The sequence below is a fragment of the Bacillus cereus group sp. BfR-BA-01350 genome (genome assembly GCF_022663775.1).
Taxonomy (GTDB): Bacteria; Bacillota; Bacilli; order Bacillales; family Bacillaceae_G; genus Bacillus_A; species Bacillus_A paranthracis.
Genome location: NZ_JAKUGD010000011.1, coordinates 121,007 through 136,483, shown reverse-complemented (window position 1 = coordinate 136,483; position 15,477 = coordinate 121,007). Strand labels below are relative to the sequence as shown.

The window sequence follows — 15,477 nt, the reverse complement described above, 5'->3', positions numbered from 1 at the left end:
TTTTATAAGGAGAGCGATCTATTCGTGAATGAAATGACTCATCGTACAAAAACACGTCCAGTTAAAGTCGGTAATTTAACAATTGGCGGTAATAATGAATTAATTATACAAAGTATGACAACAACAAAAACACATGATGTTGAAGCAACAGTTGCTGAAATTAAACGTTTAGAAGAAGCTGGCTGCCAAGTCGTGCGTGTTGCTGTTCCAGACGAACGCGCAGCAAATGCTATTGCTGATATTAAAAAACAAATCAACATTCCACTTGTTGCTGATATTCATTTTGATTATCGCCTTGCTTTAAAAGCAATTGAAGGCGGCATTGATAAAGTACGTATCAATCCAGGTAACATTGGTCGTCGCCATAAAGTAGAAGCTGTTGTAAATGCAGCAAAAGAACGTGGTATTCCAATCCGTATCGGTGTAAACGCAGGTTCATTAGAGCGTCACATTTTAGAAAAGTACGGATACCCAACTGCAGATGGTATGGTTGAGAGCGCCCTGCATCACATTAAAATTTTAGAGGACTTAGATTTCCATGATATTATCGTATCTATGAAAGCCTCTGATGTTAACTTGGCAATTGAAGCATACGAAAAAGCTGCACGTGCTTTTGATTATCCACTACATTTAGGTATCACAGAATCTGGAACGTTATTTGCCGGAACTGTAAAAAGTGCCGCTGGTCTTGGAGCAATCTTAAGTAAAGGCATCGGAAATACACTACGTATTTCATTAAGTGCTGACCCAGTTGAAGAAGTAAAAGTTGCGCGTGAACTATTAAAGTCATTCGGCCTTGCATCTAATGCAGCAACACTTATTTCTTGTCCAACTTGCGGTCGTATTGAAATTGATTTAATTAGCATCGCTAACGAAGTGGAAGAGTACATTTCTACACTACAAGTACCAATTAAGGTTGCAGTACTTGGCTGCGCTGTAAATGGTCCTGGTGAAGCTCGTGAAGCTGATATCGGTATTGCCGGCGCGCGCGGAGAAGGACTATTATTCCGCAAAGGGCAAGTCGTTCGTAAAGTACCAGAAGAAATAATGGTAGAAGAACTGAAAAAAGAAATCGACGTAATTGCTGCTGAAATGGCTGCTGAACGAGAAAAAGAAAAAGAAACACAAGAACAATAAAAAGAAGGTTGCCCACAACATTTGTGAGCAACCTTCTTTTATACGTAAAAAAGCTCGTCAGTTATAGAACTAACGAGCTTTTACTTTGCACATTTTGGACAACGTCCGTATATTTCAAACTTATGACCTGTTACTTCATAACCATTAAAATCTTTATTCATAAAATCCATCGGGCAAGAAGTAATCTCTTTCGTCCCTCCGCAATCTAAACAAATAAAATGATGATGATGTTCCATAATAGAACATGTAAAACGAAAATGTTTTTCACCATTTAATTCCGTTTGTTCTAAAACACCGATTTCAGCAAACACCGTTAAGTTACGATAAATCGTGTCAAAGCTAAGACCTGGATAATCATCCTTCATATGCTCTAAAACGTCCTTCGCCGTTAAATAACGATTGTGAGCTGCAAATAACCTGAGCATTTCTTCCCTTTTCCCAGTATGTTTGTATCCTTTATCTTTCATTAGGCGTAAAGCTTCTGTTAGATTCATATCTATCCCTACTTTATGCAGTTTTTTTCTTTTTCCATAAAATCGCACCAATTAAAATAAGAACCGCTATCATAACAATTGTACCACCTGGTGCTAAATCAAGTTGATACGAAGCAAACATTCCACCAATTACTGCAATTTCACCAAATAAAATGGAGAAGAAAATTGTTTGTTTAAATCCATTCGCAATACGAATACTTGCTGCAACTGGTAACGTCATTAATGATGATACGAGAAGAACCCCCACTACACGCATTGATACCGCAATGACAAGCGCAACCAATATAATGAAAATAAAGTGAATCCACTTTGCACTCAAACCGGTTGATACAGCGTATTCTTCATCAAACGATAGTAAAAATAACTCTTTGTATAATAAAGTAATCGTTACAATAACAACAATTGCTACAATGCCGATAATTATTAAATCCGTACTTGTTACAGCACTTACACTACCAAATAAATAACTAAATAAATCTGTGTTAAACCCATTTGCAAGTGAAATAAAAATAACGCCAATCCCCATTCCTGCTGAAAGAATAATTGGAATTGCTAATTCTTGATAATGTTTATATACAGTACGTAGTTTTTCAATAAGTAACGCCCCACCAATAGAAAAAATCATCCCCATATATAACGGATTTAAAAATCCCCCTGTGAAAATTGTTTTTTCTAGTAGTAAACTTGCAGCAATACCCGATAATGTCACGTGGCTTAATGCATCCGCAATAAGCGACATACGGCGAATGACAACAAATACACCTATAAGCGGCGCAACAAGTCCTATTAAAACCCCTGCATATAAAGAATTACGTAAAAAGTCATATTGTAAAAAATCTTGTATCATTATATCCTCCCGTGATGCTCATGCTCGTGTTCTAAACGATGAACATGGTGTCCATATAAGACGGACATTTCTGCATCTTCTAACTCTCGGAACTTTTCTACATTTCCATGGAAATGTAAATGTTTGTTTAAGCATGCAACATGTGTTACTTTCTCGGTAACAGCTCCCATATCATGCGTAACGAGAATTAATGTGATTCCTAGCCTTTTGTTTAAATCCTCTAATATCTCATAAAAACTTTCTACATTCTTCACATCAATTCCAACAGTGGGCTCGTCCAAAATAAGTAATTCAGGATCACTAACGAGCGCACGAGCAATAAATACGCGCTGTTGTTGTCCACCAGAAAGTTCTCCAATATTACGCCCTTGAAACTCACTCATTCCTACATCAGCAATCGCTTTTTCTACCTTTTTCTTATCGTTTTTCGTAAAAAAGCGAAACAGCCCTTTTTTCGAAACGAGTCCCATTGACACAACTTCAAACACAGTTGCCGGAAAACCAGAATTAAAGCTATTTGCCTTTTGCGACACATAACCAACTTTGTTCCATTCTTTAAACTTCTTACTATCAACACCAAACAAACGAATGCTTCCCTGTTTTGGCTTTAAAACGCCTAATAAACATTTTAGCAAAGTGGATTTCCCTGAACCATTTGGCCCAACTAAACCTAAAAAAGCTCCCTTCGGAACTTGCAAATTTATATCTTCTAACACATTTCGATCTTCATATCGAAATGACAATCCTTCTATTTCTAATATATTGTTCATAGCATCTCACCTATTTTAATTCAGAATGATTCCGATTTATATCTATTTGAATTATAGTACAGCTTATTATAGTTGTAAACCAATCTGCCTAAAATATATCTACTTTTTCAAGAAACCTTACTATTATAACAAAAAGCAGAGAAAAATTCTCTGCTTTCAAAAGATATTATAATTAATTTTTTAGTGAATAGCCGATTTAAACTTACCACCATTTGTCTCTTGTGTACTCATAATCGTAACAAATGCATTCGCATCAATTTCATACACAATTGATTTCAGCTTTGTCACTTCCAAACGCGTTACAACTGCATAGATCACTTCTTTTTCTTTATCCGTGTAACCGCCTTTCGCTACAAGCTTTGTAGTTCCACGACCAAGACGATGCAAAATCGCATTTGATACTTCCTCATATTGATCTGATACAATTAAAACAGCTTTCGTTTCATCTAAACCTTGAATGACTGTATCAATTGTTTTGAATGCAATGTAGTACGTCATAACAGAATACATCGCTTGTTCAACACCAAATACAAATGCTGCCCATGCAAAAATGAATAAGTTCACAAACATTACAAATTCGCCTACGGAGAAAGGTAATTTCTTCGTTAATAAAATACCCATAATTTCTGTTCCGTCCATTGATCCACCATGACGAATAACGAGCCCTACACCAAGACCTAAAATAAGACCACCAAACACTGTCGCTAAAATTGGCTCTGTTGTAAATGGCGGAACAGCATGTAACGTTGATTCAATAAACGCTAAAGCTACAATACCGAACGCCGAAGATAACATGAACGTTTTTCCAATTTGCTTATAACCCGAATACATAAATGGGATATTGAGAATAACGACCAAAGTAGAGAAACTTAACCACCAAATATTAGGAGTAAGATAATCTAATATAAGAGAAATACCAATAATTCCACCATCAATAATTTTATTTGGCATTAAAAATAATTCAATCGCTACCGCTGCGCATGCTGCTCCAAAAATAATCATAACTAAACGATACATAAGATGGATAACACTTTCTTTTCGATGTTGCTTCTGCTCCATAAGTCCTCCCTTATACTCTTTTTCTATAGTTTTGTCCTTATATTATAACATACGCTTCTTTTTCTCATGAAAAAAGAAGCTCTATATGAATATGTACAAGCTACGTACTCATATATTTCGATAGAAGAACGTGTGAAGGAGGATAACTCGATGAACCTCATTAAACAACTTGTAAATAAAAAATTAAATCATATTTCTACAAAGGAATTATTGAAATATAGTAAAGAATATGATGTTCCAATTACGACTGCACAAGCTGATCAAATTGTTGGACTTATGAAAGGAAAGAATATTAACATTTACGATAATGACGAACGACTAGCGCTCTTAAAACAAATAGCTCAAGTAACCTCGCCCGCTACTGCCCAACAAGTAAATACTTTATTTCAACAACTACTAAAATAAGGAGGGGATATTCCCCTCCTTATTGCTTATTGCGCTTTAATTTTCTCAAGAAGTCCTTCATCAAAAGTACCATTTTTCAGCATTTCGATTTCCAATTTATATGGCGGCTTCTTGTCCTTTTTATCTTCACCTACATATGGTGTTTCCAGAATTTTTGGTACGTGCATTAATTGCGGATGATGCACAATATGATGCAATGCTTTATAACCGATATGACCGAAACCGATATTTTCATGACGGTCCTTTCCTGCGCCGCGTACATTTTTACTATCATTAATATGAAGTACTTGTAAACGATCAATACCAACAATCTTATCAAATTCGTTTAATACACCGTCAAAGTCATTTACAATGTCATATCCTGCATCGTGCGTATGGCATGTATCAAAACATACTGATAGTTTTTCATTATATGTTACACCATCAATAATTTTTGCAATTTCTTCAAAGCTACGGCCGCATTCTGTTCCTTTTCCTGCCATCGTTTCTAACGCAATGTTCACCGTCTGATCTGGCGTTAATACTTCATTCAGCCCTTTAATAATTTGTTGAATACCAGCGTCTGCCCCTGCACCAACGTGCGCACCTGGGTGAAGAACAATTTGTTTCGCCACACCTAACGCTGATGTTCTTTCAATTTCCATGCGAAGGAAGTCTACACCTAATTGGAATGTTTCTGGCTTCGTCGTATTTCCGACATTAATAATATATGGCGCATGTACGATAATCTCTTCGATACCGTTTTGTTCCATATGTTTTCTTCCTGCTTCTATGTTCAATTCTTCAATTGGTTTTCTTCGTGTATTTTGCGGTGCACCTGTATAAATCATAAACGTCGTTGCACCGTATGAAACAGCCTCTTCACTTGCTGCTAATAACATTTTCTTACCACTCATAGAAACATGAGATCCAATCTTTAACATACAATCACCTCTTCAATATACAATAGATATAATGATAGCATAATTTGTAGAAATATGTAGTGAATTGTTTGTTCACAAAAAACGCACTACACAAATTTATATGACTATTTAAACAGACTATACTCTTCATTTACATTATCTAGATGAAGCGAAACTTTAATCAATATTTTCTATCCATATTGATTACGGCTCTCACAAATAGCTGAATAAAAAAAGATAAGGGAAATCCCTTATCTTTTTTTATTGCTATATTTTCTCTTCACTTTGTCACGTTCAGTTGCAAGTTTGCGTTTATAGTTTGGTTTTACTTTTTTCGGCTTTTTAATAACTTTCGTTGCCATAACGTCAAGTTCATCATTTGGTTTTTTACGGCTCTTACGACGACGGCGTTCACCTAAATCCGCCCACTCATCTCCGCGTAAATCTACATGTTTAAACTCAATATGACGTTGTTTTTCTAAACTATCTAGCGCTTCTTCGTTTGCTGGATCATAAATCGTCACTGCAATACCTGAATGCCCTGCACGTGCTGTTCTTCCAACGCGGTGAACGAAGAAATCTAAATCTGATGGAAGCTCATAGTTAATAACATGACTAATTCCTTCAATATCGATACCACGTGCCGCTAAATCAGTTGCAACAATATATTGGAATTCTAGGTCACGAATTTGTTTCATCATTTTTTTACGATCACGCGGTGATAAATCTCCGTGAATTCGTCCAACTTTTAAGCCGCGCTCCATTAATCCGTCAGCAACCTGATCTGCCATCTTCTTCGTATTCGTAAAAACAACTGCTAAATACGGTTTAAATTGTAGCAACATTTTATTCACTAAATCGATTTTGTTACGATGTTTAGACGGAACTAAATAATGTTCAATATTTCCAGCTGCAACTTGTTTTGGATTGATATGAATATGCTCTGGATTCTCCATGTATTTCTTCAGAAACGGTTTTAGTTTTTGAGGAATTGTTGCAGAGAAAACTAGCATTTGCAAGTTTTTAGGCATGCGTGCTGCAATCTTATCTACATCATGAATGAATCCCATATCAAGCATTAAGTCTGCTTCATCGACAATAATTGTATTTGCTTTATGAACAAACAGTGCTTGTTCTTCTACTAAGTCTTTAATACGTCCTGGTGTTCCAACTACAATATGAGGTTGTTTTTTCAACTTTTCAATTGATCGTTGTTTATCAGTTCCACCAATTAAACAACGTGCTGTAATCATTTGATCTTCCGCACAGAACTTTGTTAATTTCACGATTTCTTCGTAAATTTGTTGTGCTAACTCACGAGTAGGCGCTGTAATAACAAGTTGTACTTCTTCACGACCTGGGTTAATTCTGTTCAATGTAGGAAGTAAGTATGCATGTGTTTTCCCAGAACCTGTTTGGGATTGTCCAATTACACTTACACCTTTTTTCACGACCGGGAAAATTTTCTGTTGAATTCCTGTCGGCTCTGTAAAGCGTAGTTCACGAACTGCATCTATTAAAAATGGTTTAAAATCATACTGTGTAAAAGTTTGTTGTGTCATAAGTTACACCTTCTTTCTAAATTTCTACTGCGCGCACAAATCAGTCAAGTCTACATTATATCGAAATCTACAAGTAAAATCCATCTTTAGTTTAGGTTTTTACTTCAAAAACTAACCTTCTTCCCTCTTATTGCATATTGTATGTGTATATACCTAACTGAAGAAAGGAGGATTTCTCACATGTTTCCAAAATCCCCCATGAGGCAAATGTATCCGAATCCAGGGCAGCAACCTTATACACCATATCCAATTCCACAACTACCACCGATGGCACAAAAAAAGAAAGGATTTCTTGCTAAACTCTTTAAAAAACACGATCCAACCGAAGCTTTCATGCAAATGGTTCCGCCTTATCGACAAATGGAAGGACCGCCAATGATGCACCAGCAACCGCCACCTCAATATCGACAGCAATATCAGCAACAATACCCGCAACAATACCCGCAACAATATCAACAGCAATATCAACCATACATGCAGCAGCATCCCGAGCAAATGATCCCTCCTCAAATGTATGAATCAAACGACACACGCGGCGGTGCAGCAACTACAGACACATCAAGTAGCGGCATCGGTAGTTTTTTTTCGAATTTAATTTCGAATCCAACTAATATGATAAATAATATCGAAAAAGTATCACAAGTCGTTCAATCTGTAAGCCCTGTCGTCGAACAGTACGGTCCCATTATGCGTAACCTACCAAGCATTGTTAAAATTCTAACCTCTGGAAAAAGTACGGAAGAAAATCCAACCGAAGATCAAACTGAAGACGTAACAGAAAAGGTTGAGGTAGCAACTCCACATCCTCCATCCCAAAAAAGAAAAAGAAAAAAAATGGTGATTGAGCCAGTCATAGAAAAAGAAGTACGAGAGGAGCCTGTTCAAAAAATAGCAACAAAACCAAAACTATATGTGTAACAATCCTTTGTTTTCTATCCACTCCTCCTTTATAATGTAAAGGACTATGCACAAAAGTATCCCTTGTTTAGAAGGAGAGGATTACTCATATGAAAATTGTTAAAATTTCCCCTCGTGGTTATTGCTACGGTGTTGTGGACGCGATGGTTATTGCACGTAACGCCGCATTAGATACATCATTACCAAGACCTATTTATATTTTAGGTATGATTGTTCACAACAAACATGTAACAGATGCGTTCGAAGAAGATGGCATCATCACACTAGATGGTCCAAGTCGATTAGACATTTTAGATAAAATCGATTCTGGTACTGTTATTTTCACTGCACACGGTGTTTCTCCAGAAGTTAAACAACGTGCAAAAGAAAAAGGTTTAACAACAATCGATGCCACTTGCCCAGATGTTACAAAAACACATGACCTTATTGAAGCAAAGAAAGCTGAAGGTTACCATGTCATTTATATTGGCAAAAAAAATCATCCAGAACCAGAAGGCGCAGTTGGTATCGCACCTGACATCGTTCATCTTATCGAAAGAGCCGATGATTTAAAAACATTAGAAATTCCAACGGATAAAATTTTAGTTACAAATCAAACAACGATGAGTCAATGGGATGTTCAACATTTAATGGAGGACATTCAGAAGAAATTCCCAACAGCAGAGTTCCATAAGGAAATTTGTTTAGCAACTCAAGTTCGCCAAGAAGCGGTTGCCAAACAAGCTGATGTTGCAGACTTAACAATTGTTGTTGGTGACCCGAAAAGTAATAACTCAAACCGTTTAGCACAAGTATCGCAAGAAATCGCTGGTACGAAAGCATACCGCGTTGCGGACGTAAGTGAAATCAAATTAGAATGGCTACAAGGTGTCGAGAACGTAGCTGTTACAGCAGGCGCTTCTACTCCAACACCAATTACAAAAGAGGTTATCGCTTTCTTAGAGCAATATGACCCAATGAATCCTGCTACATGGGAAAGAGTTCGAAAAGTACCGTTACAAAAAATATTACCTCGTGTAAAAGTGAAAAAAGAACAATAATAAAAACCGTTGCCTATATGAGCAACGGTTTTTATTTTTCTTATACAAATGTAAATGGATCTGTATGTAACTGCGAAGCATGAATATGTACATTCAGTTTCTTTGCATCTGCTTTTTCTTGTAATTGCTTTTGTACACCTTGCTTCATTACCTTTTCAACGTTATGTCCTGGGTCGACGATATTTAAACCGAGCATCATCGCATCATGGGCAACATGATAATACATGTCACCTGTTACATATACATCCGCACCTTTAAATTTAGCTTGATTGATGTATTTGTTACCATCGCCACCAAGTACAGCTACTTTGCGCACTTTATCATCTAATTTCCCAACAACTCGCGCACCCTTTACATCTAACGATTGCTTTACATGTTCCGCAAACTGTCCAAGTGTCATTTCTTCTTGTAAATACCCTATTTTTCCAAGCCCTAACGTTTCACCTTTGTTATCAAGTGGATACACATCATAGGCTACTTCTTCATATGGATGTGCTGTTACCATTGCTTTAATCACTTTTCGTTGTAGTGAAGCTGGAATAATCGTTTCGATTCGCACTTCTTCTACGCGCTCTAACTGTCCAGTTTCCCCGATATAAGGATTTGTCCCCTCTTGAGGTACAAACGTACCTGTACCCTCGCTATTAAACGTACAGTGACTATAATTGCCGATATGACCAGCACCTGCGTCTCCTAATGCTTTTCGTACTTCTTCTGCATGAGTTTCAGGCACAAACACAACAATTTTTTTCATTTCTTCTACATATGTCGGTGCCAAAACTTCTGTATTTTGCAATCCTAACGCCTCAGCAAGTAAATCATTTACCCCGCCCTTAGCAACATCCACATTTGTATGTGCGGCATAGATTGCAATATCATTTTTAATACACTTTTCAATAATTTTCCCATATGCCTTATCTGTATGAATCGCTTTTAGCGGGTTAAAAATTAAAGGATGATGCGCAATAATGACATTCGCTCCTAATTGAATTGCTTCATCCACAACTTCTTCCGTTACATCTAACGCAATTAATACGTGCTGCACGGGTTTATTAAGCGCTCCAATCTGCAAGCCAATCTTATCTCCTTCCATAGCCAAATGCTTCGGATACATACTTTCAAATAACGAAATAATTTCATGGCCATTTGGAATTTTACTCATGATAAAACCTCCCCTATCATTTTCATTTTCGCTTCTACTTCCGCACGCTTCGCTTTTGTTTCTTCAGAATCAGCCGCACGTTCTAACTGCTTTAAAATATTTTGGAAGTTTTTTAATTCTCCTTCCCACTTTTCAACGAAAGCTTCACTTTTTTCTTTCATTAAAAATGGTCCCATAAATAATTCAGCCTGTTTATTTTCAGAGTAAGGAACCGTGATATTTCCTCGCTCCCCTACTAAAATCTCGTAAATTTTCCCATCTTCTTTTACGATTTTTTCATGGATAAGCTCCCATCCATTCTCAATAAACCATTCACGAATGTGATGCGCTGCAATATTCGGCTGTAAGATTAAACGTGTTACACCTTCTAATTTTTCTTTACCACTTTCTAAAATATCACGAATTAACGCTCCACCCATTCCGGCAACCGTAATTACATCTACTTCTCCTGGCGCGATAACAGCTAATCCATTCCCTTTACGCACATCTACTTTATCTTGTAAGCCACTTTCAGCTACAGTTGCCTGCGCAGAGCGAAATGGTCCATCTACAACCTCTCCAGCAACTGCTTTAGTAGCAATATTATTTATAATTGTATAACACGGTAAATACGCATGATCCGATCCAATATCGGCAACTGTAGATCCTACTGGTATTTCACGCACAACTTCTTCTAATCGTTTTGAAAGCTTTACTTCATTCATGTATTTCCATTACTCCTTCTCTTGTCAGTCTGTCTCCATGATAATGAATTTATAGTAGTTGTTGCAAGCCTATAACAACAATTCACTTCTCTATCATTCATCGTATTTTAGAAAATATAGAAAAACAAGCCTTTTGCTTAAGCAAAAGGCTTGTCATACGGAACTTTATTTTTTCTTCGATAACCAATCAGCTACTTTAGCGGCTTGATCAGCTGGAACTATATTCGGTGGCATATTGCCTTTTCCTTTCGAAAGAATTTCTTTAATTTCATCCTTTGAAAGTTTCCCACCAATTTTTTGTAAATTAGGTCCTACCGCCCCTTGTAACTGATCACCGTGGCAGCTCGTACAGCTTTGCTTCACAATATCCTCTGGCTTGGATGCTGTTTGTGCTGGCTTCCCGCCATTTTTTGCATCAGCTAACTCTTTAGATTTATTTAGCCCCTGAAATGAAAATACAAACATAACGATAATACCCAATGCTGCAATAAGAGCGAACGGAATCAGCGGATTACGTTTCATATCTCTTCTCCCCCCTCTATACCCCTAAATAGTTAGATGATTCAGTCATTTCCATTGTACTTGAAAACGCTCTATCAGAAAAGAGTAAACTACTAATCGTTAAAAAATATTCCATAAATTCAGTTTATTGTTTTTTATTATTATATCGCTTATTATTTCGATAATTATTAACGTTTCTCATCATATTTTTCACTTTTCTACATATATTTTTGTATAGAATAAACAAAATTAATCGAAAAATCGAAAAATGAGCATTTGCAAATCAAAAGACAATTCTGTAAAATAAATTACAAGAAATTGTAATCGTTGCTGATAGCTAAAGTTTAACAAAAATTAACAAAATAAAAAAGTTTACTTCACAAAGGTGAAGTAAACTTAAAGGTAGCCTATTCTAAGAAATCCTTAAGACGCTTACTACGGCTTGGATGTCTCAATTTACGAAGTGCTTTTGCTTCAATTTGACGGATACGTTCTCTCGTTACGCCGAATACTTTCCCAACTTCTTCAAGCGTACGAGTTCGTCCATCATCTAAACCAAAACGAAGACGTAGAACATTTTCTTCACGATCTGTTAGTGTATCTAACACATCTTCTAATTGTTCTTTTAGCAATTCATACGCTGCATGGTCCGCAGGCGATGTTGCTTCTTGGTCTTCAATGAAATCACCTAAATGGGAGTCATCTTCTTCACCAATCGGTGTTTCAAGAGAAACTGGCTCCTGTGCAATTTTCAAGATTTCACGTACTTTTTCTGGAGCAAGATCCATTTCTTCACCAATCTCTTCAGGAGATGGTTCACGTCCTAAATCTTGTAATAATTGACGTTGTACACGAATTAACTTATTAATCGTTTCAACCATATGAACTGGGATACGAATTGTTCTTGCTTGGTCTGCAATCGCACGTGTAATTGCTTGGCGAATCCACCAAGTTGCATACGTACTAAATTTGAAACCTTTACGATAATCGAACTTTTCAACCGCTTTAATTAGACCCATATTCCCTTCTTGGATTAAGTCTAAGAAAAGCATGCCACGGCCCACGTAGCGCTTTGCAATACTTACTACAAGACGTAAGTTTGCTTCTGCAAGACGACGTTTCGCTTCTTCATCGCCTTCTTCAATACGCGTTGCAAGTCGAATTTCTTCTTCTGCAGATAGTAAATCTACACGACCAATTTCTTTTAAATACATACGAACAGGATCGTTGATTTTAACCCCTGGTGGTACACTTAAATCATTGAGGTCGAATTCTTCTTCCGATTTTGCTATTTGGCGATTATTAGGGCCTTCGTCGTTGTCATTGTCGCCAACTAAGTCAATCCCTTGTTCACCTAAATATTCATAGTATTCATCCATTTGATCGGATTCAATTTCAAATCCATTCATGCGTTCTGCAATCTCTTCATATGTAAGAACGCCACGTTTTTTTCCGAGCTCAGTGAGTTGTTCTTTCACTTGCTCAAGGGTCATTTCAGTTTCAATTTGTTTAGAACGAGCTGGTTTGTCAGCCATCTGTTCCCCTCCTTACGCGAGATACAAACATTCATTATACTAAAAATTTATCAAAAAAGCTATTTTCTCGCTTTTTGATTTTGTAAATATGCTACATAATATTTAGCAGCCTCTACAGGATCTGTTTTTTCCATTTGTTTTATCTTGAAGATGATTTCCATCTTTTCAAGTTTTTCTTGATGACGTCTAAGCGTCTCCAAATGGCCTTGTAACACTTCTTCTGTGTATTCTGGATTAATAAATTCATCCGTCGAAATATCAGTAATAATATTTTTCAACTTTTCATCAGAGAGCCAACTTAAAAATGTTCCGACTGAAGGTTCATTTCCCTTTTCATAATATGCGTATAGTTCATATAAAATCCCTTTATGTTCTTCTGTATGAAAATCTTCTATGTGGGATTCCATACGAACGGCCACTTCTGGACTTTGCAACATATGGTAAATAATTTCTCTTTCTGCCCTTTCAAAACCTGTTAACTTCGGTTTTGTTTGAACAATTTGAGACGGCTTAGAAACCTGCTTTACTTGTTTTTGCTGTACCTTTTGTTCTTTGCGATATTGGTGCAATTGATTCAAAAGTGTTTCCATTGAATACGAAAATTCTTGCGATAATGACTTCAAATATGATTCTGCCTGCATCGCATCCTGTAACAACGATAACTCTTTTAAAACACTTTTCACATACTCTTCTTTGCCCGACTCATCTTGCAAATTTTTCCCTAAACGCAAATAATTTATTTTAAAACCAACAAAACTTATACTTGATTTCACAAGATTTTCAAAAGCAGTTGTCCCATATTGTTGCACATATTCATCAGGATCAAGCTTATCTGGCAAGGATGTAACTTTCACTTGGCAACCAACTTGCAACAATAATTGCCCTGCTTTCATCGTCGCTTCTCGCCCTGCTTTATCACCATCATAGCAAAGAACAACAGTTTCAACGTTACGTCGCAGAAGTTTTGCTTGTTCTTCAGTTAAAGCTGTTCCCATTGTCGCAACAGCTTCTTCCACACCACTTTTTACCGCAGCTAGTACGTCAGCATACCCTTCAAAAAGGACCACTTGCCCACGTTTTCTAATAAACGGCCTCGCTTGGTGGAAGTTATACAACAATTTACTTTTGTGAAAAATTGGTGTTTCTGGGCTATTTAAATATTTCGGAGTGTCATCTCCTAACGCCCTTCCACTAAACGCTATCACTTTACCTTGCAACGTATAGATTGGAAACATAACTCTTCCACGGAAGCGATCATAATGACTACCATCCTTCTCGCTTCTTATGAGAAGACCAGCTTGTTCCATACTTGATAGCGATAAACCTCTTTTTTGTAAAATTTTTGTTGCTGCATCCCAAGCAGGTGACGCATAACCAATTTCAAACTTCTCAATCATCTCTTTTGTAATACCACGTTTTAACAAATACGAAAGTGCTTCATTTCCTTCTTCTGTATTTACTAATAAATGATGATAATACTTTTTCAAAAGTTCATGAGCCTGTTGCATGATGACAGTGTCATCAGATATGTCTTCTTGTTGTCCTTGCCCTGATGTATACTCTGCAACCGCAATTCCATTTCTTTCACCTAGCTTTTGAACAGCCTCGGTAAAAGCCAGCCCTTCCATTTTCATTAGAAAGGAAAATACATTTCCACCTTCTCCACATCCGAAGCAATGAAAAATTTGCTTATCAGATGAAACAGAGAATGAAGGAGAATTCTCACCATGAAACGGACAAAGGCCGAAATAGTTACGTCCCTGTTTTCTAAGTTGAACGTATTCACCAATCACTTCGACGATATCGGATGATGTTCGAATTTGTTCAACAACTTCTTCAGGAATTCTGTTCCCCATAACTCCATCTCCGTGTCGTATTTTGTATTCGATATAAATTAAAAAATTCCTTTATAATTCGACAATATTTTTTCTAAACTTATTAGAAAGTGTTGTCGATCACATTATCAAGCGATTTTGCAGACTCTTTTCTGCGTAACTTCGCAGATACGTACCTACTATATAAAATTGTATCCATTTGCTCATCTATTACAAATGTACCTCATGGAGACAATACATATGTACTTTTTCATAAGAAGACTAGCAAGCACCATATCCTATGTGATCACGAGATCTGTTTTTTGCATGTTGATACATATAAAGAAATCAACTTTTGCTTACTCAGCATCTACATAGATCCAAATTCCCTCGCTGCTTCCTTAAACGATGAGCATACGATGTGACAAACAAAATTTTGACATGAAATTTCGTTCCAGCTCGCACAATTGTCAGCCTTCACAGTATATGCATCTGCATCAACTCATACCATATTGATGTTTTGCATATTTCTGTATTCTACATCCCTTCTGCGAATCCTTCCATAATGTGCGTTTTCTTGTATAGATTTTGTCGATTTAACGTAATTACATGTCATTTCTTAAATCC

The 15,477-nt window shown here is 36.8% G+C and carries 15 protein-coding genes; 4 read left to right on the top strand and 11 right to left on the bottom strand.

Features of this window, described 5'->3' with window-relative positions; all coding sequences use genetic code 11:
• Positions 1 to 33: 33 nt before the first annotated feature.
• Complete coding sequence (gene ispG, locus MR147_RS21365) at positions 34 to 1,137, top strand: flavodoxin-dependent (E)-4-hydroxy-3-methylbut-2-enyl-diphosphate synthase (RefSeq protein WP_011040674.1); 1,104 nt, start codon at positions 34 to 36, stop codon at positions 1,135 to 1,137.
• Positions 1,138 to 1,217: 80 nt separating this feature from the next.
• Here ispG and MR147_RS21360 read toward each other — a convergent pair whose 3' ends face one another.
• The 4 genes from MR147_RS21360 to MR147_RS21345 all read right to left on the bottom strand — a co-directional run bounded on the left by MR147_RS21360 (position 1,218) and on the right by MR147_RS21345 (position 4,307).
• Positions 1,218 to 1,631 carry a Fur family transcriptional regulator gene (locus tag MR147_RS21360; protein WP_001054512.1) on the bottom strand — a complete coding sequence of 138 codons (414 nt, stop codon included), beginning with the start codon at positions 1,629 to 1,631 and terminating at the stop codon, positions 1,218 to 1,220.
• Positions 1,632 to 1,644: 13 nt separating this feature from the next.
• Positions 1,645 to 2,478 (bottom strand): metal ABC transporter permease, encoded by an 834-nt coding sequence (locus tag MR147_RS21355; RefSeq protein WP_000613831.1) that lies wholly within the window; start codon positions 2,476 to 2,478, stop codon positions 1,645 to 1,647.
• Positions 2,478 to 3,248, bottom strand: coding sequence for a metal ABC transporter ATP-binding protein (locus tag MR147_RS21350; RefSeq protein WP_001059652.1), 771 nt, complete (start codon positions 3,246 to 3,248; stop codon positions 2,478 to 2,480). The genes MR147_RS21355 and MR147_RS21350 overlap by 1 nt, the downstream gene beginning before the upstream one ends.
• 180 nt (positions 3,249 to 3,428) lie before the next feature.
• Positions 3,429 to 4,307 (bottom strand): YitT family protein, encoded by an 879-nt coding sequence (locus MR147_RS21345; protein WP_000435966.1) that lies wholly within the window; start codon positions 4,305 to 4,307, stop codon positions 3,429 to 3,431.
• 150 nt (positions 4,308 to 4,457) lie between these two features.
• On the opposite strand from MR147_RS21345, the gene MR147_RS21340 reads away from it, so the two are divergent.
• Positions 4,458 to 4,712 (top strand): DUF2624 domain-containing protein, encoded by a 255-nt coding sequence (locus MR147_RS21340; RefSeq protein WP_001048963.1) that lies wholly within the window; start codon positions 4,458 to 4,460, stop codon positions 4,710 to 4,712.
• A 26-nt stretch (positions 4,713 to 4,738) separates the two neighbouring features.
• Here the strand turns inward: MR147_RS21340 and MR147_RS21335 are convergent, their stop codons facing one another.
• The gene (locus MR147_RS21335) at positions 4,739 to 5,635 is read right to left on the bottom strand and encodes a deoxyribonuclease IV (protein ID WP_000912469.1); all 897 of its coding nucleotides are present in this window, start codon (positions 5,633 to 5,635) and stop codon (positions 4,739 to 4,741) included.
• Between the two features lie 230 nt (positions 5,636 to 5,865).
• The gene (locus MR147_RS21330; RefSeq protein WP_000194030.1) at positions 5,866 to 7,176 is read right to left on the bottom strand and encodes a DEAD/DEAH box helicase; all 1,311 of its coding nucleotides are present in this window, start codon (positions 7,174 to 7,176) and stop codon (positions 5,866 to 5,868) included.
• A gap of 180 nt (positions 7,177 to 7,356) precedes the next feature.
• Between MR147_RS21330 and MR147_RS21325 the strand changes: the two genes are divergently transcribed.
• Positions 7,357 to 8,094 carry a YqfQ family protein gene (locus MR147_RS21325; protein ID WP_242304716.1) on the top strand — a complete coding sequence of 246 codons (738 nt, stop codon included), beginning with the start codon at positions 7,357 to 7,359 and terminating at the stop codon, positions 8,092 to 8,094.
• An 89-nt stretch (positions 8,095 to 8,183) separates the two neighbouring features.
• Positions 8,184 to 9,134 carry a 4-hydroxy-3-methylbut-2-enyl diphosphate reductase gene (locus MR147_RS21320; protein WP_000706669.1) on the top strand — a complete coding sequence of 317 codons (951 nt, stop codon included), beginning with the start codon at positions 8,184 to 8,186 and terminating at the stop codon, positions 9,132 to 9,134.
• A 40-nt stretch (positions 9,135 to 9,174) separates the two neighbouring features.
• Here MR147_RS21320 and MR147_RS21315 read toward each other — a convergent pair whose 3' ends face one another.
• The 5 genes from MR147_RS21315 to dnaG all read right to left on the bottom strand — a co-directional run bounded on the left by MR147_RS21315 (position 9,175) and on the right by dnaG (position 14,892).
• Positions 9,175 to 10,296: a Nif3-like dinuclear metal center hexameric protein gene (locus MR147_RS21315; protein WP_242304715.1), complete on the bottom strand. Its 1,122-nt coding sequence runs from the start codon at positions 10,294 to 10,296 to the stop codon at positions 9,175 to 9,177.
• On the bottom strand, positions 10,293 to 11,000 hold the full coding sequence (locus MR147_RS21310) for a tRNA (adenine(22)-N(1))-methyltransferase (protein ID WP_001006540.1): 708 nt from the start codon (positions 10,998 to 11,000) through the stop codon (positions 10,293 to 10,295). The genes MR147_RS21315 and MR147_RS21310 overlap by 4 nt, the downstream gene beginning before the upstream one ends.
• Positions 11,001 to 11,165: 165 nt before the next feature.
• Positions 11,166 to 11,522 carry a cytochrome c550 gene (gene cccA / locus MR147_RS21305; RefSeq protein WP_000828145.1) on the bottom strand — a complete coding sequence of 119 codons (357 nt, stop codon included), beginning with the start codon at positions 11,520 to 11,522 and terminating at the stop codon, positions 11,166 to 11,168.
• A 386-nt stretch (positions 11,523 to 11,908) separates the two neighbouring features.
• Positions 11,909 to 13,036, bottom strand: coding sequence for an RNA polymerase sigma factor RpoD (gene rpoD, locus MR147_RS21300; protein WP_000764060.1), 1,128 nt, complete (start codon positions 13,034 to 13,036; stop codon positions 11,909 to 11,911).
• Positions 13,037 to 13,095: 59 nt separating this feature from the next.
• On the bottom strand, positions 13,096 to 14,892 hold the full coding sequence (gene dnaG, locus MR147_RS21295; protein ID WP_000528216.1) for a DNA primase: 1,797 nt from the start codon (positions 14,890 to 14,892) through the stop codon (positions 13,096 to 13,098).
• Between the last annotated feature and the right edge of the window lie 585 nt (positions 14,893 to 15,477).

What these genes read in the sequence shown, in the direction of transcription:
- ispG (WP_011040674.1), top strand. Translation starts at nt 34, where the DNA reads ATGACTCATCGTACAAAAACACGTCCAGTTAAAGTCGGTAATTTAACA.
- MR147_RS21360 (WP_001054512.1), bottom strand. Translation starts at nt 1,631, where the DNA reads ATGAATCTAACAGAAGCTTTACGCCTAATGAAAGATAAAGGATACAAA.
- MR147_RS21355 (WP_000613831.1), bottom strand. Translation starts at nt 2,478, where the DNA reads ATGATACAAGATTTTTTACAATATGACTTTTTACGTAATTCTTTATAT.
- MR147_RS21350 (WP_001059652.1), bottom strand. Translation starts at nt 3,248, where the DNA reads ATGAACAATATATTAGAAATAGAAGGATTGTCATTTCGATATGAAGAT.
- MR147_RS21345 (WP_000435966.1), bottom strand. Translation starts at nt 4,307, where the DNA reads ATGGAGCAGAAGCAACATCGAAAAGAAAGTGTTATCCATCTTATGTAT.
- MR147_RS21340 (WP_001048963.1), top strand. Translation starts at nt 4,458, where the DNA reads ATGAACCTCATTAAACAACTTGTAAATAAAAAATTAAATCATATTTCT.
- MR147_RS21335 (WP_000912469.1), bottom strand. Translation starts at nt 5,635, where the DNA reads ATGTTAAAGATTGGATCTCATGTTTCTATGAGTGGTAAGAAAATGTTA.
- MR147_RS21330 (WP_000194030.1), bottom strand. Translation starts at nt 7,176, where the DNA reads ATGACACAACAAACTTTTACACAGTATGATTTTAAACCATTTTTAATA.
- MR147_RS21325 (WP_242304716.1), top strand. Translation starts at nt 7,357, where the DNA reads ATGTTTCCAAAATCCCCCATGAGGCAAATGTATCCGAATCCAGGGCAG.
- MR147_RS21320 (WP_000706669.1), top strand. Translation starts at nt 8,184, where the DNA reads ATGAAAATTGTTAAAATTTCCCCTCGTGGTTATTGCTACGGTGTTGTG.
- MR147_RS21315 (WP_242304715.1), bottom strand. Translation starts at nt 10,296, where the DNA reads ATGAGTAAAATTCCAAATGGCCATGAAATTATTTCGTTATTTGAAAGT.
- MR147_RS21310 (WP_001006540.1), bottom strand. Translation starts at nt 11,000, where the DNA reads ATGAATGAAGTAAAGCTTTCAAAACGATTAGAAGAAGTTGTGCGTGAA.
- cccA (WP_000828145.1), bottom strand. Translation starts at nt 11,522, where the DNA reads ATGAAACGTAATCCGCTGATTCCGTTCGCTCTTATTGCAGCATTGGGT.
- rpoD (WP_000764060.1), bottom strand. Translation starts at nt 13,036, where the DNA reads ATGGCTGACAAACCAGCTCGTTCTAAACAAATTGAAACTGAAATGACC.
- dnaG (WP_000528216.1), bottom strand. Translation starts at nt 14,892, where the DNA reads ATGGGGAACAGAATTCCTGAAGAAGTTGTTGAACAAATTCGAACATCA.